The organism is Desulforamulus aeronauticus DSM 10349 (assembly GCF_900142375.1).
Classification (GTDB): Bacteria; Bacillota; Desulfotomaculia; order Desulfotomaculales; family Desulfotomaculaceae; genus Desulfotomaculum; species Desulfotomaculum aeronauticum.
Window position 1 is genome coordinate 1 of the sequence record NZ_FRAR01000029.1, and the last position, 23,103, is coordinate 23,103.

At 42.9% G+C, this 23,103-nt stretch carries 23 protein-coding genes; 4 read left to right on the forward strand and 19 right to left on the reverse strand.

Annotated elements, in window-relative coordinates:
• From BUA78_RS19745 to BUA78_RS17115, 9 genes are all read right to left on the reverse strand, one after another.
• The coding region (locus tag BUA78_RS19745; RefSeq protein WP_207650506.1) for a four-helix bundle copper-binding protein at positions 1-458 on the reverse strand (458 nt) is incomplete at its 3' end.
• A gap of 183 nt (positions 459-641) precedes the next feature.
• Positions 642-1,736 carry a YVTN family beta-propeller repeat protein gene (locus BUA78_RS17085; RefSeq protein ID WP_072915520.1) on the reverse strand — a complete coding sequence of 365 codons (1,095 nt, stop codon included), beginning with the start codon at positions 1,734-1,736 and terminating at the stop codon, positions 642-644.
• Between the two features lie 206 nt (positions 1,737-1,942).
• On the reverse strand, positions 1,943-2,233 hold the full coding sequence (locus BUA78_RS20710) for a CBS domain-containing protein (RefSeq protein WP_238456826.1): 291 nt from the start codon (positions 2,231-2,233) through the stop codon (positions 1,943-1,945).
• Positions 2,221-2,403: a hypothetical protein gene (locus BUA78_RS20715; RefSeq protein ID WP_238456827.1), complete on the reverse strand. Its 183-nt coding sequence runs from the start codon at positions 2,401-2,403 to the stop codon at positions 2,221-2,223. The genes BUA78_RS20710 and BUA78_RS20715 overlap by 13 nt, the downstream gene beginning before the upstream one ends.
• A 402-nt stretch (positions 2,404-2,805) precedes the next feature.
• Positions 2,806-3,402 (reverse strand): ferritin-like domain-containing protein, encoded by a 597-nt coding sequence (locus BUA78_RS17095; protein WP_072915523.1) that lies wholly within the window; start codon positions 3,400-3,402, stop codon positions 2,806-2,808.
• A gap of 222 nt (positions 3,403-3,624) precedes the next feature.
• The gene (locus tag BUA78_RS17100; protein WP_072915525.1) at positions 3,625-4,923 is read right to left on the reverse strand and encodes a phosphatase PAP2 family protein; all 1,299 of its coding nucleotides are present in this window, start codon (positions 4,921-4,923) and stop codon (positions 3,625-3,627) included.
• Positions 4,916-6,280 (reverse strand): sensor histidine kinase, encoded by a 1,365-nt coding sequence (locus BUA78_RS17105; RefSeq protein WP_072915528.1) that lies wholly within the window; start codon positions 6,278-6,280, stop codon positions 4,916-4,918. Before BUA78_RS17105 ends, BUA78_RS17100 begins: the two co-directional genes overlap by 8 nt.
• The gene (locus BUA78_RS17110; RefSeq protein WP_072915530.1) at positions 6,270-6,956 is read right to left on the reverse strand and encodes a response regulator transcription factor; all 687 of its coding nucleotides are present in this window, start codon (positions 6,954-6,956) and stop codon (positions 6,270-6,272) included. Before BUA78_RS17110 ends, BUA78_RS17105 begins: the two co-directional genes overlap by 11 nt.
• 211 nt (positions 6,957-7,167) lie before the next feature.
• A complete protein-coding gene (locus BUA78_RS17115) occupies positions 7,168-7,725 on the reverse strand; it encodes a hypothetical protein (RefSeq protein WP_072915538.1) in 558 nt (185 codons plus the stop codon).
• A gap of 119 nt (positions 7,726-7,844) precedes the next feature.
• On the opposite strand from BUA78_RS17115, the gene BUA78_RS17120 reads away from it, so the two are divergent.
• From BUA78_RS17120 to BUA78_RS17135, 4 genes are all read left to right on the forward strand, one after another.
• On the forward strand, positions 7,845-8,513 hold the full coding sequence (locus BUA78_RS17120) for a response regulator transcription factor (RefSeq protein ID WP_072915539.1): 669 nt from the start codon (positions 7,845-7,847) through the stop codon (positions 8,511-8,513).
• On the forward strand, positions 8,513-9,730 hold the full coding sequence (locus tag BUA78_RS17125) for a sensor histidine kinase (protein ID WP_072915541.1): 1,218 nt from the start codon (positions 8,513-8,515) through the stop codon (positions 9,728-9,730). The genes BUA78_RS17120 and BUA78_RS17125 overlap by 1 nt, the downstream gene beginning before the upstream one ends.
• A gap of 107 nt (positions 9,731-9,837) precedes the next feature.
• Positions 9,838-10,524: a PepSY domain-containing protein gene (locus BUA78_RS17130; RefSeq protein WP_072915542.1), complete on the forward strand. Its 687-nt coding sequence runs from the start codon at positions 9,838-9,840 to the stop codon at positions 10,522-10,524.
• A 92-nt stretch (positions 10,525-10,616) separates the two neighbouring features.
• On the forward strand, positions 10,617-12,137 hold the full coding sequence (locus BUA78_RS17135; protein ID WP_072915544.1) for a methyl-accepting chemotaxis protein: 1,521 nt from the start codon (positions 10,617-10,619) through the stop codon (positions 12,135-12,137).
• Between the two features lie 155 nt (positions 12,138-12,292).
• On the opposite strand, the gene BUA78_RS20905 is transcribed toward BUA78_RS17135, so the two are convergent.
• The 10 genes from BUA78_RS20905 to BUA78_RS17180 form a co-directional block, all read right to left on the reverse strand.
• Positions 12,293-12,427: a hypothetical protein gene (locus BUA78_RS20905; RefSeq protein ID WP_274377397.1), complete on the reverse strand. Its 135-nt coding sequence runs from the start codon at positions 12,425-12,427 to the stop codon at positions 12,293-12,295.
• Positions 12,428-12,433: 6 nt separating this feature from the next.
• Positions 12,434-12,637: a hypothetical protein gene (locus tag BUA78_RS17140; RefSeq protein WP_175549027.1), complete on the reverse strand. Its 204-nt coding sequence runs from the start codon at positions 12,635-12,637 to the stop codon at positions 12,434-12,436.
• A gap of 71 nt (positions 12,638-12,708) precedes the next feature.
• Positions 12,709-12,873 (reverse strand): YvrJ family protein, encoded by a 165-nt coding sequence (locus tag BUA78_RS20995; protein WP_338011623.1) that lies wholly within the window; start codon positions 12,871-12,873, stop codon positions 12,709-12,711.
• Positions 12,874-12,905: 32 nt separating this feature from the next.
• Positions 12,906-14,084 carry a hypothetical protein gene (locus BUA78_RS17150; protein ID WP_139257390.1) on the reverse strand — a complete coding sequence of 393 codons (1,179 nt, stop codon included), beginning with the start codon at positions 14,082-14,084 and terminating at the stop codon, positions 12,906-12,908.
• A gap of 205 nt (positions 14,085-14,289) precedes the next feature.
• A complete protein-coding gene (locus tag BUA78_RS17155) occupies positions 14,290-15,276 on the reverse strand; it encodes an AAA family ATPase (RefSeq protein WP_072915547.1) in 987 nt (328 codons plus the stop codon).
• Positions 15,277-15,291: 15 nt separating this feature from the next.
• Positions 15,292-17,355 (reverse strand): hypothetical protein, encoded by a 2,064-nt coding sequence (locus tag BUA78_RS17160; RefSeq protein ID WP_072915549.1) that lies wholly within the window; start codon positions 17,353-17,355, stop codon positions 15,292-15,294.
• Positions 17,337-17,882, reverse strand: coding sequence for a TnsA endonuclease N-terminal domain-containing protein (locus tag BUA78_RS17165; protein ID WP_139257392.1), 546 nt, complete (start codon positions 17,880-17,882; stop codon positions 17,337-17,339). Before BUA78_RS17165 ends, BUA78_RS17160 begins: the two co-directional genes overlap by 19 nt.
• Positions 17,883-18,515: 633 nt before the next feature.
• Entirely contained in the window at positions 18,516-18,878 is a 363-nt protein-coding gene (locus tag BUA78_RS17170; RefSeq protein ID WP_238456863.1) for an ArsR/SmtB family transcription factor, read from the reverse strand.
• A gap of 161 nt (positions 18,879-19,039) precedes the next feature.
• Positions 19,040-21,664 carry a heavy metal translocating P-type ATPase gene (locus BUA78_RS17175; protein ID WP_072916998.1) on the reverse strand — a complete coding sequence of 875 codons (2,625 nt, stop codon included), beginning with the start codon at positions 21,662-21,664 and terminating at the stop codon, positions 19,040-19,042.
• A gap of 201 nt (positions 21,665-21,865) precedes the next feature.
• Positions 21,866-23,056 carry an agmatine deiminase family protein gene (locus BUA78_RS17180; RefSeq protein ID WP_072917000.1) on the reverse strand — a complete coding sequence of 397 codons (1,191 nt, stop codon included), beginning with the start codon at positions 23,054-23,056 and terminating at the stop codon, positions 21,866-21,868.
• Between the last annotated feature and the right edge of the window lie 47 nt (positions 23,057-23,103).

Here is a 23,103-nt window from a genome sequence, read left to right on the forward strand (position 1 = left end):
CCCATTCCCATGCCAGGCCCCATTCCCATGCCAGGCCCCATTCCGGGGTAGCCAGGTACCGGGCATTCAGAACCAGGGCAAGCACCGGGGTGGTGACCAGGACTTGCTGAAGCCGCAAAGGCTCTACATACTTCCGCACAATGACAACAAACACGACCACAGTATTGAGACTCCTGATCCGGGTGCCTTAAGCAATGATTTCCACATACTTCACAAACCTGTGCACAAAGAGCTGCCATTTCCCTGGCAAAGGTACTACACCGGGCTATCAGTTTCGCAGTTAAGGTACAAACGTCAGCGCAGTCATGTAGTAATTGCAATTGCTGCGTACGCATGTGAACATCTTGTCTTCCCAGAATGACGGTATGGGTATACTCACATACCACTTCACAGTGTTGTACAGCAGGCAATACCATTTGACTAGTTGGCTGAACCGGATGTTGATTGCGGTAAAACATGATTCATTCCCCTTTCTGAAGGGTTTAACTGATGCAGTTTAAGATTCGCACCAACCCTTAATGCCATAATATTCCATGTACAAATAAAGTGTTACAAATTGAATGCCAAAGAATACCCTATAAAAAAGAACCGGCAACAAAATGCCAGTTCTTGCTATGATTTACCCTAACACACCTATTACCCTATTGTTTTTTAAAGGTGATGCCGTTTGGCCCTTTGCCTACTTGAATGTTCTTGACCACTTCATTTTTATTTGTATCAATTACGGAAACCGTATTTTCATAGATATTGGTGATATAAGCAAACTTCCCGTCGGGGGATACCACCACTCCGTGGGCCCCTTTGCCGGTTTCTAAGGTTTTAACTACCGCCATCTTTTGGACATCGATGACACTCACTCGGTTATCTGGATCTTCTTTGGTTCCCTGGTTGGCCACGTAAACATATTTATTATCCGGGGTTACAAAGAGCTGGATTGGTACTTTTCCCACAGGTATGGTCATGGTTTTCTTCCAGGTGCCAGTGTCCACCATTGCTACGGCATTTTCCGCCGTTAAGGAGACATACAATTGTTTTCCATCTGGGTCGAAGGCCACCTGGGCGGGTTTATTACCTACCTTCACCTGAGTGACTTTCTTGGTAGTTGTATCAATAACCGATACGGTGTCTTCCTTCAAGTTGGCCACAGCCACCACCTTGCCATCCGGCGAAGGGCGCAAACCGTGGGGGCCCATGCCTACTTGTACCGTTGACTTTACCTTGTAGGTGGCGGTATCAATAACACTAACATTATTGTCCACCCCATTGGTTACATAGGCTTCCTTGCCATCCGGCGTTAAAATAACATGGGCAGGCCCATTGCCAATGGTAATTTTCTGAGTGACTTCATTGGTTGAAGTGTCAATCACCCATACTTGCCCGGCCATGCCCGTTGCCCCATGCTCCATACCAGACATGGCTTCCATACCTGGTTGTACCACTGCCACCCATACTTCTTTCCCATTGGGCGATATTTGCACATTATGGGGCATACTCTTGACCTCAACGGATTTCACTACTTTATTTTCCGTTGTATCAATTACACTGACGGTATTACCATCCTCATCGGCTGTGTAAATACGGCCAGCCGGATAAGATACTTCCGCTGCTTTCTGTGGTGCCGGTGTTTCTTGCTTTTTCTCCTGGGTTTGAGGTGCCTCTTTCGCACAACCAACCAAAGTTATGATGAATAGGGTAAGTAAAATGAAGATAGCATTGAATTTCTTAAGATTGTACAATGACAAGCCCCCTTTCACAGAAAATTATGCTACAAAAATACAAGCTTTATGCAAAGCAAACAGCTATTGGCTAATCAATATAATACCTGGGTATATTTACCTATGTAATTTTTTACCCAAAATGGGTAATCTAATTCTGCCTTCGAGGCATATAAAACTACTCTCCGTTAGAGAACCCAGTCCTTATTAGACTGGGTTCTAAAAAATTACAACAACATCCCTATTACCCCAAAAACATCAATGGTACGGATAATACCAATTAGCTTTCCTTTTTCTAATACTGGCAAAGAATTAACCTTTTTGGTTAAAAACAAATCCACCGCTCTGTATAGGTCATCCTCGACATCCACAAACACAATTTTAGTGGCCCGCATTACACTCTTAACGGGCATATTGGAGCCAGAAGAACTAACCGAGTAAATCCATAAATAACTCTCTGGCAAATCATACTTGGTTAGCACTGCTTTAAGAATATTTCGCAGGGTTACGATCCCCACCAGTTCATTTTTTTATTGGTCACCAGCAAAGAACGGTGACCCACAATACCACCGTTTTCATCCTTGTAGAAGGACTTTTTCAAGACCTTGATGGCCTCTCGAACCAATGAGTTTTCATCTACCACCGAATACTCAGAAATGGGAACCATAATTTCTCGTATGGAAATCATGTCAAGTCACCCTTTACTACACAGTAACCAGAGAGTTTCTTACCAATAATGGCTGTTTTACAACCTGCGGTGCTGCTTTTTGAATAGGAATGAAATCGTGGCATACGGTTGGAAGCACTGTCACATCAGTAATAATAATATATTCCAACTGGTGGGAAAATTACCTTGCTGTTACAGAACCCAGTCTCTATTTGACTGGGTTCTGCTAATTCATTATTTATTTCGATAGATTTTCTGAATGATGAACGCCTAACTAAAAAAAGAAAATGCAGCAACATATGATCAACACAAAAAACAGGAACAGTAAAAAGCAACAGCAAACGGGCAGCCAGTTGTGTCCTCCTAAGCCCTCAATTTGGTTAGTCATCGTGCAACGGCCCCCTTTCTAGTATCAATGCTTCACTAATAACCGTTACCTCTCACGCAATTTAACGAATAGAGATAGTTCCATTTTGTTGCGTGTTTCAACTCATCGGTATAAATTTCTGTAATCATATTCCGATAGGGTAAGAATTCCAAGCCAAATAAAATCTTGCGATATCTTTCTACGGCGGACAATTCTCCAAATAAAGCCCGGACAAGTCCATCACAATAGCTTTGAGGTTGTTGAAAGGGTTCCTCCTGGGCTGGTAGTATGTCTTGCCCGGTTAATTCCCAATACAACTCCCTAAGCATTTTGTTATGTTTGATTTCATCATCCCGAATGGCTGCGATAATTTCCTTTTGACCCGGCGGTGCCACATTGAGCATGTAGGTATAAAACAATTCATCCTCCCGCTCCCCGCCAACGGATTGAACTATTAAGTTTAACGCTTCGGGATAGGCGTATTGTGCCACAAACATATAGGTCGGGTAGTACTTATAATTTACACAGGGATATCCCGGATAGGGTGGTTGTAAAGGATTCGCTCCTGGGCCGCAGGAGGGACAAAAATAGTTGGCAGCATTGGTTTTAATGGGGCCATTCTCCTGACTTTTTGTCTTAATATCCTCTGTCATTGGCAAAACCTCCTCTTGTTTATTCCATATTATGTAATTTAATTAGAAAGGTTCCAGCATTTAACATATCATTTCCGCTACTATATAGTTAATTAAAAAAAGAGGCAAATCAAATGCCTCCTTTTTAGCTGATATTATTAAATTCCTAATCTTCCTGGGTGGCAAGCTTTATACAAAAGACATCTCAGCACGTTACTGACTGCCCAAAAAGCAACAGAAAAGCTATCCTTTATCAGCATCTGCTTTGTAATACCGAATGGCCTGCAACCCCAGAATGCAACCTACCAACCAGAAGCCACCCGCAGCAAAGCCTGCCAGCACGTCACTGGGATAATGGACCCCCAGGTAAATACGGCTGATTCCGATGGCCACTGCCAATAGGACAAGGGTGCAGGTTAGCAGGTAGCGCAGGAGCGGTTGACGAAGGTTAATCCAGGCCAGATAGGCCAGCAGACCAAAGACAGTCATGGAAACCATCGCATGCCCGCTGGGGAAGCTGTAGCCAGTGGCCTCCACCAGGCGAGCAACATTCGGCCTGTCTCGCCGAAAAATCCATTTCAACAATTCATTGAGGCTGTAACTGCCAATTAACGCAACTGGCACCATCAGGGCATCCCAAAAATGTCGTTTTACCCACCAAAGCAGTAGTGCTGCCACCAGGGCTACTCCAATCATGACCGTTGACGAGCCTATGGTACTAAGTCCCTTCATTACCTCCGTGGTAAGGGGGCTGTCCAGCCGATGAACCAAATCAATCACTGCATTATCAAACCATTTTAGTTCATTCTCCAACAGTTCACTGGCCAATTTGGCAAAGAGGAGCATACTGCCGATTCCCAGCACTGAACCCACCAGCAGGTAGTTACCAAAGGCACCCAGGGGGGACATCTTTTCGTTGTAATATCGTTCCAAACGTTCCCGTAACTTTACCCAAAAACCATTTAAATACTGCATGGTTTTGGTATGTCGTAAAACAAAATAGAGCAACAGTATCACCAGGGACAGACCGATGGTCAGTATTTCTAAATAACTGCTTAAAAAATGCTTGGCAGCCGACCCCAGATAGAAAATCAGTAAGCCTTCCAGGAAAAAACGGGCACTTCGGCTGAGAATAGACGCCACCACAAATACCGTTTTTTGAATCTGAAAGACCCCTGCCCCAATGGTAAATACCTTGTAGGGGATGGGTGTAAAGCCAGCAATGGCAACAGCCCAACCACCGTAGCGTTGAAATAGCGACTCAATCTGGGCCACTCGCTTGGCAGGCACCCAGCGGTCTAGTAGAGGCCGACCTGCCTTAGCCCCAATAAAGTAGCCGAAGATACCACCCAATACCGAAGCCACCGAGGTAATCAGGGCGTACCACAGGGCTAGCTTGGGCTGGCTTAAGGACATAGCAATCAGTAAAATATCCGGTGGCACTGGAAAAAAGGAAGACTCTGCAAAGGACATCAAAAACAAACCCACTGTGCCGTAAATTTGAAAAAACGCTACGGAGCTCTGAAACAACTGGCTAAGCACCCTTTATCCCCCCTGGTACCTTTGTATTGGGTAATTCTATAGTAAATACCGTGCCGCTTCCCGGTGTACTGGCCAACCAAAGAACTCCCCCCTGCCGTTCCACCAGGGTTCGGGCAATGCTAAGCCCTAGCCCCGCTCCCCCCAGCTCTCTGCTACGGGATTTATCCACCCGGTAAAAGCGATCAAAGAGTTGGGGCTGATCTTCCAGGGGAATACCTACACCGTTATCCCTTACTTCGATCAAAGTTTTCGCCAACTCCTGCCGTGCCACAATCTCCACCAACGAAGCATTGGCATATTTAACGGCGTTGTCTAACAAAATTTTGAGGACCTGCTTCAGTCGGTAAGGGTCAAACAGTACTTGCATTTCCTCGGGAATTTGACTTTGAAACTGCATCTCGGGTGCCAAAGTCGTAAATGCCTGAAGGCTTTCCTCCGCAACTGGCTTTAATTGCACCCACTGGTTATCCCAGGAAGGGATTCTTTCCAACACAGATATCTCTAATAATTCATTGGCTAAATGCCGCAGGTGCTCGATTTCTTGATGAATGGTTTGAAAAAATTCCGCCTTCGTGGCTGCGTCCAATTCCCTTCTCTCCAGGGTTGAGATAAACCCTTCTAGAACCGTCAGGGGTGTCCGCAGTTCGTGGGATGCGTTATCAATAAATAGCTTTTGTTGTTCAATGGAGTTGTTTACTCTTTTTAATAGATAATTAAAGGTTTCTGCTAACTCATAAATTTCATCCTTCGAGCGTGGCAGTGGCAAACCCTCGGATAATTGTGTAAGTTCCTTTTGCTTTACGCTGCGGATTAAAGCATGTACCGGAGACAAGGCCAGCCGTGATACCATATAGCCACTGACCGTGGCCACTATTAAAAAAACGCCACTGATCATGGCAAGCAAAGACCAAACCTTCTCCATCACATCACTAAAGTACTCGTTTTCTGAAAGAATCTCCAGGCTATAGGCATGGCCCCCTACATCTAGCTGCCTTCTCTGTATATAGAGGGAATCTCCTTCCTTGCGAAAGACTTGGAAATTCCCTTTACGATCTAGGGGAAAGTCATACTCAGCGGATTCAAAATCGTCTTCCCCTGCGGCCACAATTTGTTGCTTTCCATCTAAAATGCGGATTTGCTGGTGTGGCTGCAGAAAGGTTTTGAGGGTATTGCCAGAAGGTAGCTGGCCTGTTTCAACCATGTTCTTTTCTAATAAGCTGAGCTGAATTGTGAGGATTCGCTGCTCATAGACCGTATCAAAATTACTCAGGACAAAGTAAAGGACCACGGACAATACTAGAATGGCCAGGAGAGAAAAGAGTGAAGCAATTAGCGTAAGTCTCCACTTAATTTTCAAGGCTTCTCTCCTCCAGCACATAGCCTACACCACGGACGGTGTGAATAAGCTTGGTTTCCTGGGCAAATTCAATTTTGTTTCTTAGGTAACGGACATATACATCCACCACATTGGAATCGTAATAATCATAGCCCCAAACCTGCTGTAATAATTGATCCCGGCTGAGAACGGTCCGTTGATTTTCCGCAAAATATTGCAGCAGATTAAATTCCCTGGGGGTCAGCTCGATTTTTCTCTCATTCCGGGTTACTTCTCTGGTTCGCAAATTGATGGTTAGATCCGCTATTTTGATCGAGATGTCGTCTGGCACGGGAAGTTTATTTTCTCGAAAGTAAACCCTTACCCGGGCCAGCAGTTCTTCGATGGAAAAGGGTTTGGTGATATAATCATTGGCCCCGGAATCCAGCCCGGCAATTTTATCCGGCACCGCTGCCCGAGCAGTTAACATCAGGATGGGCGTGTTTTTGACCTGTCGAATCCTACGGCAGACCTCCAGGCCGCTTAATTCCGGCAGCATAATATCCAAAAGGATCAGATCCCAGGCTTCCTCCACCGCTTTCTTTAATCCTTCCCTGCCAGTATAAGCAGATGCCACCTCATAACCTTCCAGGGTTAGTTCCATTGTGACAAACCGTTGGATATTCTTATCATCTTCGATTACTAAAATTCTTCCCATTCCAATATCCCTCTCCTGTTTATTGGCTCTTTTCATTATAGCCAATACAGCAATGCTGAAACATTAGAAAACTCTCATTTTTCAGGTTAATATAGCTGTACTATCAAAGGTGCGTCTGTGAACTCAAGTGATTTAAATAAAAATGCAGTAGCTGAACGAAAAAGCCAAGCCCGGTACCATAATAGCACCGGGCTTGGCTTTTTTTCTAACATTAACTGTTTACAGGAGCAGCGGCACTGGATTGTGTTTCAGAACCTCTAGTTTTCAACATTTGGATAACCACCTGATTTAAAGCGTCTGCTTTAGGGCTCTGCGTACCTTTGAGGTCTGCTTCTCCCTTAAACTCATGCTCCCTCTCGTCATCATGTCTGTCTTTGCCATCCTTTTTCACCCTAACATCACGATGGTCCTGCTTATTCTGTTCTGACACTGCTTGGTATTGGTCGGGGGTTAGGGTTTGGTAAATTTGTTTAGCTAAATCGGTTCTGGAAGTGGCGTCCGAGGTAGTGGATATTTTCTCTACCAGTGGCAAGAGAGTCTTTGCTTGGTCCGGGGAAAGCTTCAGTGTTTCCTGCTTTTCAAGATAGAGTAAATCTTCTACGGCCTCCCGACTAGCCTGCAGACTCACCCTTTCGGTCTTTGCTGCAGCAGCTTGCTGATCGAAATAATACTCTGCCCCTGCACTTCCCGTCGCCCCTATGACCAGGATGGCGGCCAATGTTAGGTACCACTTTTTGTTGATCTTTTTAAGTTTTTCAAATAATTGCATGTTACCTCTCCTTTCCTTTTCCTCAGTATAAACAGCAAAACTTAAAATTCCCTTTGAAAAAACTACTATTTAAAGGTGATTTAAAGGAATTTGTTATATCATAAGCATGGGGTGATGTGATGAGACTACTATTGGTGGAAGATGAAAAAAGGTTAGCGGATGCTCTAACCTATATTTTAAAGAAAAATAATTACGGCGTGGATACAGCCTACGATGGGGAAACCGGCCAGGCTATGGCCGAGACCGGCGTATATGATGTCATTATTCTGGATCGGATGTTGCCCTACAAAGAGGGTGTGGAAATCGTCAAGGCTTTACGCACGCAGGGTATTAGCACCCCAGTGCTCTTATTAACGGCCAAAGATTCCGTGGAAAATCGCATCGAAGGGCTGGATGCCGGGGCTGATGATTATCTGATCAAGCCCTTTTCCACCGGGGAGTTACTGGCCAGGGTGCGGGCTTTGGGCAGAAGAAAGCTTGCTCAACTGGGAGGCGAAAAAATTGAGGCCTATGGCTTGACGTTGGACCCACTCCGCTGCGAGCTAACCAAAGGTGAAGAAGTCATCAAACTCACTTTAAAGGAGTCCTTGCTCTTGGAGCTTCTGATGCGCAATGTCGGCCAGGTGATTACCAAAGAACAAATCCTGGATCGGGTATGGGGCCTAGACTCAGATGTAGAAATCAGCAATGTAGAAACTTATGTCCATTACCTGCGTAAGAAGTTAACTTTTTCGGAGGTTTCCATTGGAACGATTCGAGGTGTTGGCTATTGTTTAAAGGGGATCTAATGTTTCGCAACCTTCGCTTAAAGCTTACTTTGATCAACATCTTGATCATGGGCATTCTTTTGCTGCTGTTTATCCTGGGCACCTATTTTCTGATGGAGCGGCAGATTATCAAGCAGTCCGAAGGGGTCCTGCGGAACCTAGTGGCAGCCATCGAGTCTGGTTCAGCGGATCGGTTAGCGGAATTTGACCGTACAGAATATTTTTATGTAACCACCAACCAATCGGGTATCATCCTTAAGACTTATTTTGCTAGGTCGGATCTAGATCAGAGAAAGTATAGTGAAATTGTGCAAAAAATAGTTTCTGGCAAAAGAGACAAGGGTGATTTTGACTGGCACGATCATTCCTATAGCTTTTTAAGGGTTCCCCTGCAAAAAGGGTCGGGATTTTTGGTGGTCTTTGTTAGCATTGAGCGGGATATGGAAATCCTGGGCTTTCTTTTAGCAGCCCTGGCCATTGCCGGTTTGGTCTGTCTGGCATTGGCATTTTATAGCAGTCTGTTTCTGGCGGATAAGGCGCTGGTCCCCATAAAAAAATCCTGGCAGAGGCAGAGGGATTTTGTGGCTGATGCTTCCCACGAGCTGCGTACCCCTCTGGCGGTGATGCAAACAAACCTGGAATTAGTGCTGGGAAATCCCAAGGAAACGGTGGAGGAACAAGCAGTCTGGTTAGAAAATATTGGCACAGAAGTCACCCACATGGCCAAGTTGGTGGATGATTTGCTTTTCTTAGCCAGAGTGGACTCGGAACAGCAGTTACTGGAACTCAGTCGGTTCTCCCTGGACAGGGCCATTGGCGAAGTCATTAGACCGTTGCTTCCCTTAGCCGCGGCTAAAGGCATACAGTTGAAGCAAGAAATCGAGGCAGACGTGGATTTTAGTGGGGATGAAAAAAGAATCAAACAGCTGGTTGTTATCTTAATTGACAACGCCCTGAAGCACACCCCTGCTGGCGGTGAAGTTACCCTAGCGTTAAGAACCCGTGGCACCTGCCTGGAGCTTCTGGTAAAGGATACCGGAGTGGGCATGGCCTCCGAGCATTTAAGCAAGATTTTTGAACGTTTTTACCGCATCGACAACGCCCGCTCCAACAACCTGGAAGGCACCGGCCTTGGGCTCTCCATCGCAGATTGGATTGTGAAAAGCCACCACGGCTCCATCCAGGTAAAGAGCTCTCCTGGCAAAGGAACCTCTTTTCTTGTTACTTTGCCATTATAAAGTGAGCTAGATGAGAAAACTCTCATTTTTCTCCCCCTGTTTCTCCGAGTATTCTCAGAAACCCCTGCTAGAATGAAGGAGAATCAAAAAACAGGAGGTCATCCATAATGAACAAAAAAATGTTAGGTACCATTGCCGGTTTAGGTCTCGTTGCTTCCAGTATGCTTGGTGGCATTGCTTATGCTGATAAGGGCATGGGACAAGCTAATTTGTCCGAGCAAAATGCCCAGGCCATTGCCCAGAAGGCACACCCCGGAGCAAGCATTCTGAATGTCGAGCAGGAAAAGGAAGCTGGTAAAGTGATCTTTTCCGTAGACTTGGCCGACCAGACCCAAAAGTACGAGGTTACCATAAATTCCGTTGATGGTAAAATTCTGCAAGACAAGGCTGAAAAGTTGGCATACCGCTCCAGTGTTCTGGTACAGGAAGCAGCCGGTCAGGAGTTAAACGACCAGGAAGAATCCAAATTACTCCTGTCCCTCACTAAAATCAACCTGACCGATGCCATCAATAATGCCTTAACCGCTTTCCCAGGCCAAGTTGTGAAGGCTGAACTGGAGGAGGAAGATGGTCAACTAATCTACTCCGTAGATGTTCTCACCAGCGCTGGTCTGCAGGAGGTTGTTGTAGATCCTGGTAATGGCAAGGTGCTGTATAACGAATTAGAGTCAGCGGATAAGGAAGATACTGATATCCAAGATAATGACAGCCAAGATAACGATAGCCACGACCAGGACACCGAACAAAGCTCCAATGAGCAAGGCGACCAGGAAGATGATGATGATCAAGACTAGCCTAATCGGTTAAAACAGTACGCATAGGCTATCATTTCTTGCCGAAATGATAGCCTATGCTTCATTTTACATATAACAAGGAGACCGCTACCATGAAGTCCCTAAGCAAAAAAATCCCCCTCTTATTGGGCGTTACATTGGCTATCATTTTTCTTCTAGTGGGCTACTACACCTGGCAACAGGGCAAGGAAGAAATTGATACAATGGCCCAGGAACAGGCCCAAAGTATCGTGACTGCTTTAGATGCCAGTATTGGCTCGGCCGACCGCATGGCCGACCACCTTTGGCTGCAGGGTTTAGTGAAACGGCTGGCCACCAGAGGCATTGTAGAAGAAATTAGCTTGCATGAAGCAAATCATAACTATGAGGTAACAGCTAGTTCCGACCCTAAAAAAGTTGGTGAAAAGGCCGATCCGGAGGACATTGCTGCTGCGAAGAAAGACCAAGTGGTGATGCTTGAGACGGTAGAAAACGGTCAACGGATCATGGATATTACCGCTCCTCTCCATGAGGGCAACCAGTTAATTGGCTCAGCTGGCATTAAAATTAGTATGGCCTCCGTGGCACGCAAAACTTCAGCGATTATCAGAGCCACCTTTATTACCATGACCCTGGGCTGGATTGTATCGATTCTTTTTCTTTCCTGGCTGATTTTAAAATTAGTGGTTAAGCCTGTTCAGAATTTAAGCCTGCTGGCCGATCACGTTGCAGCTGGTAATCTAACCGTAGGGGATATTCATCTTAAGGGACACCCAGATGAAATAGGCCGTTTAGCACAGTCCTTTAGTAAAATGAAAAACAGCTTAAAGGATATTATGAGTCAGCAAGTTGGCATGTCTAAAGCCCTCACAACCTCTGCCCTGGAGCTTACACAGCAGGTCAGGTATATTAAAGAAGGGGCAACCAGAAATGAAACCGTTTCCGAGGAAATTTTATCTACAGTGGTTCAGGTGGCTCAGGATGCTAATCAAGTTTCCTCAACTGCCGAGGAGGTTTCTCAAAGTGCCAATCGAGGCATGCAAAATATGGAGCAGGTGAATCAACAGATGGACGCCATAATTCAGTCCAGCGAAGAAACGGTTCGAGTCATTGGTGATCTAAATAAAACCCTAGGGAAGGTAAATCAAATTGTGGTGGTTATTCAAGAGATTACCGAACGAACCAACATCCTAGCCCTAAATGCCACCATTGAGGCCGCTCGGGCCGGTGAGCATGGCTATGGTTTTAGCGTAGTAGCTGAAGAAGTTAAGCGGTTAGCAGAGCAATCGTCCACAGCAGCCGGGGAAATTGACCAATTGATCGCAAGGGTTCGCCTGGATTCCCAAAAAGGGTTAGAAACCATAATGGGTGGCAATACCCGGGTAAAAGCTGGAGTCACGGTTATGCGAGAAGTGGGTCAAGATTTTCAAAATATTATCCAACTGATGGATCAAGTGGTCACACAGTTTCAAAGTTTAGCGGCAGCTGTTAAGCAAATCCCTGAAGGAGTCGAAAACATTGTCGACAGCACCAGGGAGCAGACCGCCGCATTAGAGAATGTGGCCTCTGCTTCTGTGCATCTTTCACAAATATCAAATGAGATCGATCGGGCAACGGAAAAATTTAAAATTTGACATACGACGGATCACTTCCGAAATATAAACACGAACCTCTTTTGAAAGGATGTTCGTGTTTTATATTATCGGTCATACGCATAGAACGTTAATTCCCCCTACGCCAGCTTTTACCAGGGTATCTATTCTAGAACCTTTTTATCCTCACCATCATGTTAGTTTCTTTCATTTCCATCGGTCACCTGCGGCAGCGTGCCTTTTAGGGTATTTCCCTGGGTCTGACACCCTGCCTTTCCTCCGGGTCCTGGCCTTCGTGCCAGCCCACGCTGGCTGGTCTTCTGGGTCGGCACAAAGGCTCACAGGTCGGCAGACATTGGGGGTGGGGCAGCGGTAGCGCTATTCACCAGTACTGGTTTTCCAACTGGCAGGTGAAGGATTTCAAGCCTACTGACTAACTCCCCTTGAATGAGCAACCTACCACAACATCGGCAAGCCAGCTCTCCTTCTGTAAAGTGGGGCGATAGCTGCTGGCCGGGTTTAGCTTTCTTAGCTACTTCCACTGCTCCCTCCTAGAGGTTATCGATCAATTCGTTAATCTCTTTCATGTCCATTTGCCGGGCGATGGTGATACTTAAGAGGTTAATACTTTTTTGCAATTCCCGAATGGTGGTTCCAGGCGGAGTAGCAGGTAACCCACCACCACCATTGGGAAACCATAGTTCGAGGCTAGTCTAAAAAGTTCCTCCATTGCTTTTCCCTTCTTTATTGTATATTCCGCCGTGTCAGAGCCACCCATTAGCTCATTTTAGCCCGGAATGTTGTTGGTGATCATTCAAGCTGATCTAGATTTGGACTATACACTACAGTGTCAAAGTTCCCTTTTGGAGATTTCTTCAATAAATAAACAGGTCTACCCAATTCTTTTGTTAAATCATCAAAGTAGACAAGAATTCTGTTTTCTTTTTGTACATAAGATTGACAACGCTTATAAAGTTTAAGGAATGCCCATGCTAAAACGTTATTAATTGTTAGCTGGGCAGTATTATAATCTATATCCCCTTCAACAAATTGTTTTTGAATACTATATATATATCCTATACAGTTTTTGTCAGGTATGTAAGAACCTTCATCTATTTCTTCCGGGGGCCAATTTTCAGGTTTTTTATCAATGCGATAAAATCTATCTTTCTTTTCAACTATACATCTGAAATAGACATAACTGAACGGTTCTAATATAATTTCTTCAGTTCCCCAGGTTGTAATATTATGTAAATATCTCTGGTGTTTTTTATTGATAATTTGTTTTCTTATAAATCTGCAAACCGATTTATATATTTTCCAATAACAATCATTTATATCTATGTATTGACTCTCATTTAGTCGAGCCGAAAACTTATTGCGGCCAGTTTTTACATTAAAATATATTATATTAGAACCAACTTTAGAGAAATAACTATTCACTGCCCAACTAGAACTCTTATCAATAACTAATTCATTGTCAAGCAACAATATATTATGAATAAAGAATGAAGTTGTTTTTGAAGCTATACGGTCTTCAAAAGAGGAGGGGTTTTTTATGTTTTTAACATTTGATAAGGGTCCAAAACAATTTAAGCAGATGTTTGTACACTCTTCCATTGAATCAATGCTTAACTTATTAATAGCTTTAATGTTATAATTATTTATTATATATGGAATAGGTTTTTTGCAAGTGGGACATACTGAATGTAATTTTTCGTTATGAATCAAGCAATTCTTAACAGATTTAGTCTGAAAATAGGTATAGTGATGCCCCATTGACATACAAATTGGGCAATACCTAAGATTATGATCTGTGTAGTTATTTAAAAAATTTGATTGAAATTCCCTCACTGGTCTATATCTTCCTAAATAATAGTTATTTTCCTCTAGATATTCTAATATTGGGGCATAACTACTATTCCTTATTATTTCCAAGTCAAAATTAAGTCTTTCAAAAAATGCAATATTTCTAGTGCCTATTTTCAAGCACATCTCCTCTTCAAAAGGATCTTTTGCATTTAGTATTAGTTTTCTAAGATCCCTAACATTCCACATGTTTGAAAACGCTAATTTTATGATTATATTTCTTAGAGATTCCCCATTTTTTACCCATGCATTATTCCATGTAATTGAACTTTGATTACTGCTAGATGGACTTATCAACTTAAAGAACATTTATTGCTTCACTACCTTACCCTTGGAGTCCTAGTTCTGCCTGAATATAACCAGATTGCCTTATGGATTCTTCAAGCATACTGTGATTAATCCATTCGGATGGCTTTTTACTGTGCAGTCCGTATTCCTTGAAGAGATACTCAATCGTACTAGTGAGATATTTCATGGGTATCTCAGGTTTTCCACTTAACTTTACTTCAATTCTTTTATTAGTAAAAATATTGAACATTTTTTCAGAGAATGTACTAATTCTATGCCCAGTACTAAAAGCCTCCGGAAAGAAGTAATTTGTAAAAGAAATATTACTCCCTTCTGGATATTCAGTCAATTCATCGTAGCCTTCGAGTAATTCTTTAATATCTTCTTCAGTTCTGATACCACTAAATGCATACTCTCTTACCATGAATCTACCAACTATCTGTTGGCGTTCTTGCTCAATAAAAGTACTTCTACGGTGTCGTAATTCTTTTTGACCCACCAAAAGGTAGAACACGTAATACCCCTTAGATTCTAACGCATTATAGATATCCATAAGCCAATAATAGTGAGGTTCAAGAAGATGTTGGGCTTCATCAATAAACAAAACCATCATACCCTTTTGACTTTTATCAATTTCATTAGAAAGATGGTTTATTAACCTTCTCCTTTTTTCATCGGAGTTTCCTTTACTTATCAGGTCATGTCCTGAAGAAGCTAGCAAATCTTCATAAAATCTTTTTTCTCTTGCATACTGCTGCCATGTTTGGTTTATGGTGAAAATTGGAATATCACCATAGCCATCCTGTAAATATACCTTTAGAGCCCTCAATGCAAAAGTTTTTCCTAAACGTGGTCGTCCGTATATTATTGCACCTGTGTCTTTTTTATCAATACAGGCAGATATATTCTGGATAACTTCATTGACAGGAGGAGTTGATAGGATATATCTTTTGGTATTAATCGGATGAAGTTTAGGGTCTAGTAAATCTATATTGATTCCGTTTAAAATGCTTGGTTTTACCAATCGAATCTCACCTCTTTAAAATACTATTGCTTTTTTCAACAATCTTAACTTAGGTGTATTAACCGAATTATTATCACCGTTGTCTATTTTGTTAAAGTTTGTTTCATTTGATCTCTCACTTGCTTCATCTTTTGTAATATTATTTTCTGTATTTGCTTTTTTGGATTTATTATTAGCGTTAGTGGGGGTTAGGTTGTCTTCATGGACAATATTATCATAGTCTCCAGATTCTTCCGCACCTCTTATTAAAGTGACCAATGCATTAGCGGAAGCTCTATCTTTTTTGCTTTTCTCGCGTAGAAAATTTTGATATATTATAATAGGGTCATCATTTGAAAGGTAATGTAGTTGTTTTTCATTATATAGCTGTATTATAGTTTCTCTAGTTTTTAAACTGTGTTTAGTTCTCCCCCACCCACCTACAGCATATAATTCTCCAAGTTCTGCGCCACTAGGTAAATATGCACGAATTCTTCTTACATCGTCAATATCAATCTCCAGACTCAAGGTTTTGCCAATTAGATCTGGGGAATCAGCTAATATTGAACTGGTATATCTTGCGTTCTTCCAATTAATATAAGGTCTTCTGCCTTGCTTAATATTACCTACGACTTTTCTCTTATCAGTCATTGTGAAAAACCTAAGATTATCTCTCTCAGATTCAGGCAATATTCTTATCTCAAATCTGGGTTCCTCAGATTCATACGGTGTTAATCTTTGTTTTAAAGTCTCAAGTGGGGAATGCCAATACAGTTCAGAATGGGGCTCTCCATTATAATTTGCTATAACTACATCTGATAGTTCTTCCAATTCATCGTGGGTTATTTTATATTGTAAAGCCATTTTTTCGGGATTCTGTCTTCTTATATCACTTGTTGAAGATCCTGTAGTGCTTGGCAACCTATGACCAAAACTTTCCTCCAACGTTCGGTAAAAGGTCTCTTGTATTGATCTAAATTCCGGCGTTTCAACAGGACCTCTAATTACGGATGAATATAAGTAGTTTTCTAATCTGTCTACAACGATCTGAGAAATATTTGATTTTGCATTATCATAACTTATCTCATCCCATAGGCCCCAAGCACATTCTTTAATATCCGATGGCATGCCAGCATCTTTATTATATGTAAGCCCAGGTATTTGAAGTTCCTTTTTTTTCCACGGAACTATTGCATTTTGAATGCACCTTAACACATCTTCAGATGTGTAATTTTCGTGAAAGGAAATGTATTTACCCAATATGCACCGTGTTGCAGTATCTATAATAGTTAAAATCCATAGTCTTTTTAATAATTGAGTTTGAGTATCTCCGTTGGGTAATTTGAAAATTACCATCATTAAGTAATCTATTCTATGAGCGTCAAATTCCACTCTATGATATGGACGGTCAACATAGTACCTCTCTTCTTGCGGTACATTTCGGGCTAGTCTTCCAGCTCTTTCTCCATAACGTGATTTGGCAGCAGTTGCGAAATGTCGTTCTTCAAGAAGTTTACAAAAAGTTCTTAATGAACTCCACGCGATTTTTTTAGTATTAAAAGGATACATATGACTCTCAATACCAAGCGCCCGGCATTTATCCCTAAACCTTCTGTGCATAACCTTAAAACTAATTCTATTCTCTAAAAGAAGTTCAGGATCTTTGTGCTTTTTAATTCCGAGCCATTCTTTTTTTATATAATCTTCTAATTCTGGATAAGAGTCTAATAGGTTTCTAAATGCACCTGACAGGCCTCCATATTTCGAATGCGGTTTGCATTCTGATAAATCTTTGCTTTTTCTCTCTTTAACAGTTGTGTTTGGTATTAATGCACGATATCCCCAAATATCCCCATCTGGATGTTCCATTAAACATCTATTTACGAGTGTACTTAGCCATCTTCTGGAGATCCCGTGTATTGTAGCAATATCCTCCACTTTCCTTTTTCCCTGGAGATAATCATCAACAGCACTTTTTCTATTTAAATAAATTTCCCTTTCCTTTTCTGGTAATGAATCAGGAAAAACTTGTTTCCAAACGGAAGTATCTATTCTGTCAATGCTCATTAAAGCTTTAGAAGTTACTCTTGGTTTTGGCACAATCTAACCTCCGTTCTAGGTCCCAGTGGTTGATTATCTAAATCTGCTTGAAGTCTTCTTTTGTAAAGCAGGTAATATACGGCGTATTTAAGCGATTCTTCATTATAATTGATATTCTTGTATAATTTATAAATGCTGAGTTGCTCGAATTTCATCAACTCTTTAAGAACTAGCTTTTCAGCTTCTTTGCAACGTCTTTCATCCCTACCAAATGGTATTAAAAACCTCAAATTAGTAATGAGTAGTCGTTTATCTCTAATATTTTCATCTGTAAAGACTTCGTGATTGTAAGAGTTTCTAGAGCAGTATTCTTTTTGTGCCGATATTTGCCGGAGTGCTTTTCCAAATTTTTTTGAGGAAGGTTGTAGATCAGCAGAGTATTTTATTTCACGATACACTTCTGTTCCATCTGCATATAACAACCAATAATCAATGATAGATTCAACCAACTCCCCATTCACGACTCCCTGTATTCTTTCGCACTGTTCACAAAAATCAATTATTTGGGGAGCGGTTTCTACTAACACAAAATGATCTCTTTCCAGTGAACTGTATGAACGAACAATTCTTTTTAACTTTGGACTATAGTCTTCATATATGGTACTCCCATACTTACCTCTTGGGGGTATCCAAACAGGGATCTTTCGGCTCATTCAATACCTCTCAAATTTTGTTTTTCGACTTGATATGACTTTTTATATGCTATTTCGACTTTCAATTATACAGACGTTAAAATTATCCAAAATGTTCATAACTTATTGGAATTTTTTATAAAACTCTGTTTTAATACCAAACATATGGGAATAAATTTACTTATTTTTTACGCTATGGGAACATATTAAGTTATTCGGTTTTATAAGAAATATATTCTCATATAAAAACTAAAAAATCCTCAACCCTTGATATTGCAGGGCTGAGAACTTTCGTAAACGGGAACGGTTTTACTAATATGATGTATCTCCTAAAAAACCTTTATGAAAAGGAAAAAGACGGAGATTCTCCGCCTTTACTAGTTATGGTATTGTTAAGACTGTTCTTCACCGGGCCAGGCACAGCAGGAATTTTCTATTTCCAATGAACGGAAAATCCACCAGCCAGCATAGTCTATCTAACCTCCCCCATAATGGGTTACCTACAATAAGCTTGAAATCTACTATTAATTATTTTCCATCATGGTGATGATGTGACAGGGCAGTTTCGATAATGGTTTTGACACAATCATCATGCAGGGAATAAAAGACCATTTTACCTTGTTTGCGCTGTTTGGCCAGCCCTACATTTTTTAAGTACCGTAGGTGGTGAGAAGCCGCCGCCACCGTAGAACCGATAATTGATGCCACATCACAAACGCAAAGCTCCTCCCGAGACAGGGCGTAGATAATTTTCATTCTAGTGTCATCAGCTAAAGCTTTAAAGATTTCCGCCAGTCCCTCAGTGACCTTTACTTCTGTTTTTAACCGTTCAACCTTTTCCTCGTTAAAACAAAAGATTTCACAGGTGTCGGGCTGTTTTGTTTCAGTCACAGAATCACCTCCCATGAATCTTCCCTAGTGTTATAGAAACATTCACTTTATCATTATAGTATTTCCATTGTTCCCTTCACAAGAATTTATTAGTATTTACTTTTAAAATCGTAAGCCCGCATCCCTTATATGGGGATGCGGGCTCGTCTATCAAAGGAGGTTTACGCATTGGCGTAGGCTACAGAAGATTGGTTTGGCTTAGTTGCTGCATCACTGTAGGGATCGCCCACTTTCATTAATCGCATGCCGTTAGCAATCACAAGTAATGCTGCGCCGGTATCGGCAAAGACTGCCATCCACAGGTTGGCCAGGCCCAGGAAAGTGGCCACTAGGAACACAGCCTTTACCACCAAGGAGAAACCAATGTTTTGTTTGATAACCCCTAAAGCTTTACGGCTTAGATGCATAGCATAGGGTAACTTGGTTAGGTCGTCTGCCATTAAAGCAATATCTGCGGTTTCCAGAGCGGTGTCCGTACCGGCACCGCCCATGGCAATACCCACGGTGGCTGTGGCGAGAGCTGGAGCATCGTTCACACCGTCTCCCACCATTGCCACTTTACCATACTGCTGCTGTAGCTGCTGAATAGCAGTGAGCTTGTTGTCGGGCAACAGTTCTGCCCGATAATCGTCAAGACCCAATTCTTCAGCAATCATCCTAGCGGTTCCCGTGTTATCCCCTGTTAGCATCACCAGTTTAGTGATCCCCGCAGCGTGCAGGCCCGCTAATGCTGCCCGGCTACTTTCCCTGACTTTATCAGCCACGGCAATCAGTCCCAGGGGCTCTTGGCTGCTGCCCACAATCATCACAGTGTTGCCCCGCTTTTGTAGGGCAGCAATTTGTTCTTGCAGGGAATGTAGGGGTATCTTCATCTCTTCAAATAACCGGTTGTTACCAATGAAATAGTATTCCCTGCCAAGTTGCAAGCCGGCACCTTTACCAGTAAAGGATTGAAAATCAGTGCCCTCTGACATTTGAATGTTCTGTTCTCCGGCATACCTTAGAATAGCCTCCGCCAGGGGATGCTGAGAACGTTTTTCGATGGCGGCAGCAATTTCAATTACTTGCTCTTGGCGAATACCTTCCACTGGGATAACCGAGTTTACTTCTGGCTTACCCTCGGTGAGCGTGCCTGTCTTGTCAAAGGCAATTACCTTGAGGCCACCTGCTTCCTCCAGATAAGCTCCGCCTTTAATCAAGACACCTTTTTTAGCGGCACTGCCAATGGCTGCTACAATTGACACCGGAGTTGATATAACCAGGGCACAAGGACAAGAAACCACTAAAAGAATCAGTGCCCGCTCAAACCAAAGCTGGAAGGGTTGGCCGAAGAAAAGCCAGGGCAATACTGCAACCAGAATAGCTGCGATGATCACCGCCGGTGTGTAGTACTTGGCAAAAACATCCACAAACTGTTGGGACGGTGCCTTCTGGGCCTGCGCCTCTTCCACCAGGTTAATAATTTTAGCCAGGGTGGTATCTTCCACCAGTTTGGTAACGTTGATTTCAATAGAACCCTGACCATTGATGGTGCCTGCATAAACCTCCAGACCAACGGTCTTCTCCACCGGCATGGATTCACCGGTGATGGGGGCTTGATTCACATCAGTTTGCCCTGCCACGACCTCACCATCCATCGGAATACGCTCACCAGGTTTGACGATAAGGATATCGCCTACCACAAGTTCCTCCACCGGCAGTCTTAGCTCTTGACCATTACGCCGTACCAGAGCTTCTTTGGGAGAGAGATCCATCAGTGCTCGGATAGAATTACGGGTCTTATCCATGGTGTAACTCTGCAGGGCATTGCCTAGCGCAAAAAGAAATACCACGGTAGCACCTTCGGCCCATTCTCCGATGGCTGCTGCACCCACCACCGCTACCATCATCAGGAAATTCATATCGAGGGACAGGGACCGAAGAGAATATAGACCGCTTCTGGCTGTATAAAATCCCCCACTAATCATAGCAGCAAGGTAAATGCCAGTTACAATGGGCTCGGACATATGAAAATAAGTGAGGATAAAACCAGTTAACACGAAGAAACCGGAAAGGATAGTGAGCAGCACTTTATGATCTCCGAATAAACTCTTTTGAGATGGCTGCCCTTTTTCGTTAGCTAACTGGCCTTCATATCCAGCGGCTTTGATGGCCTGCAAAATCGTTTCTACTGAGGCTGTATGCCTAACACTTAGTTTGCCTGCCCCAAAATTTACTTGAGCTTCCGTTACTCCGGGTAGTGCTTGCAGCTTTTTTTCTAACTTTGCGGCACAATCAGCACAGTCCATCCCACTTATACGGAAGACGGTGCTTTTGGCTTGACCATCTAATTCAGCCCGGTAGCCTGCTACCTTCACGGTATCTAAAATTGTCTCCAGGGCAGTAGTATGGCTGACGGTCATCTTACCTGCTCCGAAGTTGATATTGGCCTCCATCACACCAGGCAGGTCTTTGATTCTTTTTTCCAACTTTGCTGCACAATCGGCACAATCCAATCCGCTCAGGCGAAATTGAGTTTTCTTCAATGAGTCTTGTTTTGCTACAGGGGTCTTTGCAGGAACCTGGGTTAGAACAGCAGATTCTTTCGCTAATACTGAGGTATAGTTAATTTTCCCCAGTGTTAATCCCGGCAGAACACTGCTCTTACTATGCAGTTCCACGCCAGTGGAGCTAACTGTCTTGGTCTCTTGTAAATTATCTATTACCGTTTTATCTTTTCCAGAACAACAGTTGCTGTTACAAGCACAGGCTGTCCGGCCATGGGTATGATTATGGGCTATTTTCACAATAATCCCTCCTGAAATGTTACCTAATTATTTCCGACAAACATTCAAACGTTCGCTTTAATATTAAAATATCACAAGTGGCATCCTTTGTCACCTGTTTTTTGCATAATAATTGCCGCTAAAAAAACACTCTCCGAGTTAACGGCGAGTGTTAGGAATATCTAAATATGATAAATGTAACTTTGTTAGCTCCATTGTACTTTACTCTGGCATGTGCTGGGTAATACAGTGGATACCGCCACCCCAACGATTTACATTTTCAGCGTTAATACCAATGATGCGACGACCCGGAAACACCTTCTGCAGGGTATTTTTAACCTGGTTTTCCGTGGTTTTAAGAGTATCACTTCGGCCCGGCTGCCAATAAGTCTGCATTAGTACTGCCCCATTGGTAACCGCGTAGTTTAAATAGCTGAGTAGGGGTATTTTGCCGGTTTCATCAACTTGTCCATAAAGAGTGGGCGGCATAGGAATTCTGATAATGTGGAAGGGTTTGCCATCCTGGTCAGTGGCATTACGTAGTATTTGGTAGTTTTCCTCCATACGACGGTAAGATTCCTGCGTTATCGTGTTGATATACCTGTCCGCAGGCAGAATTTGTGCTAATAAAATGGTATTGGGATTGGCAAAACGGGCTATTTCATTAATGTGTCCGGTGGTGATATGGTCATCTTCTGCTAGCCCTTTTTTTAGCCAGATGATTTTCTTAACTCCCAGCACCCGTTGATATTCCTTTTCTATTTCTTCTTTGCTCATCTTTGGATTACGGCTTAAAGCCACAGATTCGGTAACCAGCATGGTACCCCGGCCGTTAGACTCTATGGCGCCACCTTCGGAAATCAGGTTAGCCTTAATGACAGGTAGGTTAAGCTGCTCCGCGGCCAGTCTATCCACCTGGCTTTCGGTAGCAAGGTAGTTCGGGTCGCCACCCCGGCTGTAGTTGTTAAAGCCAAAGTCCACTACCTGGAGCTTATTTTGCGGATCCTTGATAAAAATTGGTCCCACATCCCGGGTCCAAATGGACATGTGGTTAACGACGTAGTAGTGTACCTTGTTACCGGTGTAGCCGTTACTTTTAAGCAGGTCTTTAACTTGGTTAATTTCTTCCTGGCTCCGTACCATCAGATTAACGCGAATGTACGGCTCCAGAGCTTTCATGATCGTAAGGGTTACTGGATAAACCGGGCGGTCGGTATTATAGATTTCAGGGGGCCACTGCAGCCAGATGGCCTGCTGTCTATCAAACTCGGCGGGAAAAGTATAAGCTGTAGCAGGTGGCTTGGTTTGAAGATTTTCTGCTTTTCTAGATGGCGGGTACTTAAAACCTCGGACCGCCATGATCACCACTACACAAACAAAAGTAACTAGGATGATTGAATATGTCTTTTTCATGTGCTATCTATCCTTAATTTTTAAAGATAATATACCACGGGATTATG

Bases quoted from the DNA above. Each gene is read 5' to 3' on its own strand.
- BUA78_RS17095 (WP_072915523.1), bottom strand. From the start codon at position 3,402: ATGACAGAGGATATTAAGACAAAAAGTCAGGAGAATGGCCCCATTAAA.
- BUA78_RS17115 (WP_072915538.1), bottom strand. From the start codon at position 7,725: ATGCAATTATTTGAAAAACTTAAAAAGATCAACAAAAAGTGGTACCTA.
- BUA78_RS17135 (WP_072915544.1), top strand. From the start codon at position 10,617: ATGAAGTCCCTAAGCAAAAAAATCCCCCTCTTATTGGGCGTTACATTG.
- BUA78_RS17110 (WP_072915530.1), bottom strand. From the start codon at position 6,956: ATGGGAAGAATTTTAGTAATCGAAGATGATAAGAATATCCAACGGTTT.
- BUA78_RS17130 (WP_072915542.1), top strand. From the start codon at position 9,838: ATGAACAAAAAAATGTTAGGTACCATTGCCGGTTTAGGTCTCGTTGCT.
- BUA78_RS17180 (WP_072917000.1), bottom strand. From the start codon at position 23,056: ATGAAAAAGACATATTCAATCATCCTAGTTACTTTTGTTTGTGTAGTG.
- BUA78_RS20715 (WP_238456827.1), bottom strand. From the start codon at position 2,403: ATGATTTCCATACGAGAAATTATGGTTCCCATTTCTGAGTATTCGGTG.
- BUA78_RS17120 (WP_072915539.1), top strand. From the start codon at position 7,845: ATGAGACTACTATTGGTGGAAGATGAAAAAAGGTTAGCGGATGCTCTA.
- BUA78_RS17125 (WP_072915541.1), top strand. From the start codon at position 8,513: ATGTTTCGCAACCTTCGCTTAAAGCTTACTTTGATCAACATCTTGATC.
- BUA78_RS20995 (WP_338011623.1), bottom strand. From the start codon at position 12,873: ATGGGTGGCTCTGACACGGCGGAATATACAATAAAGAAGGGAAAAGCA.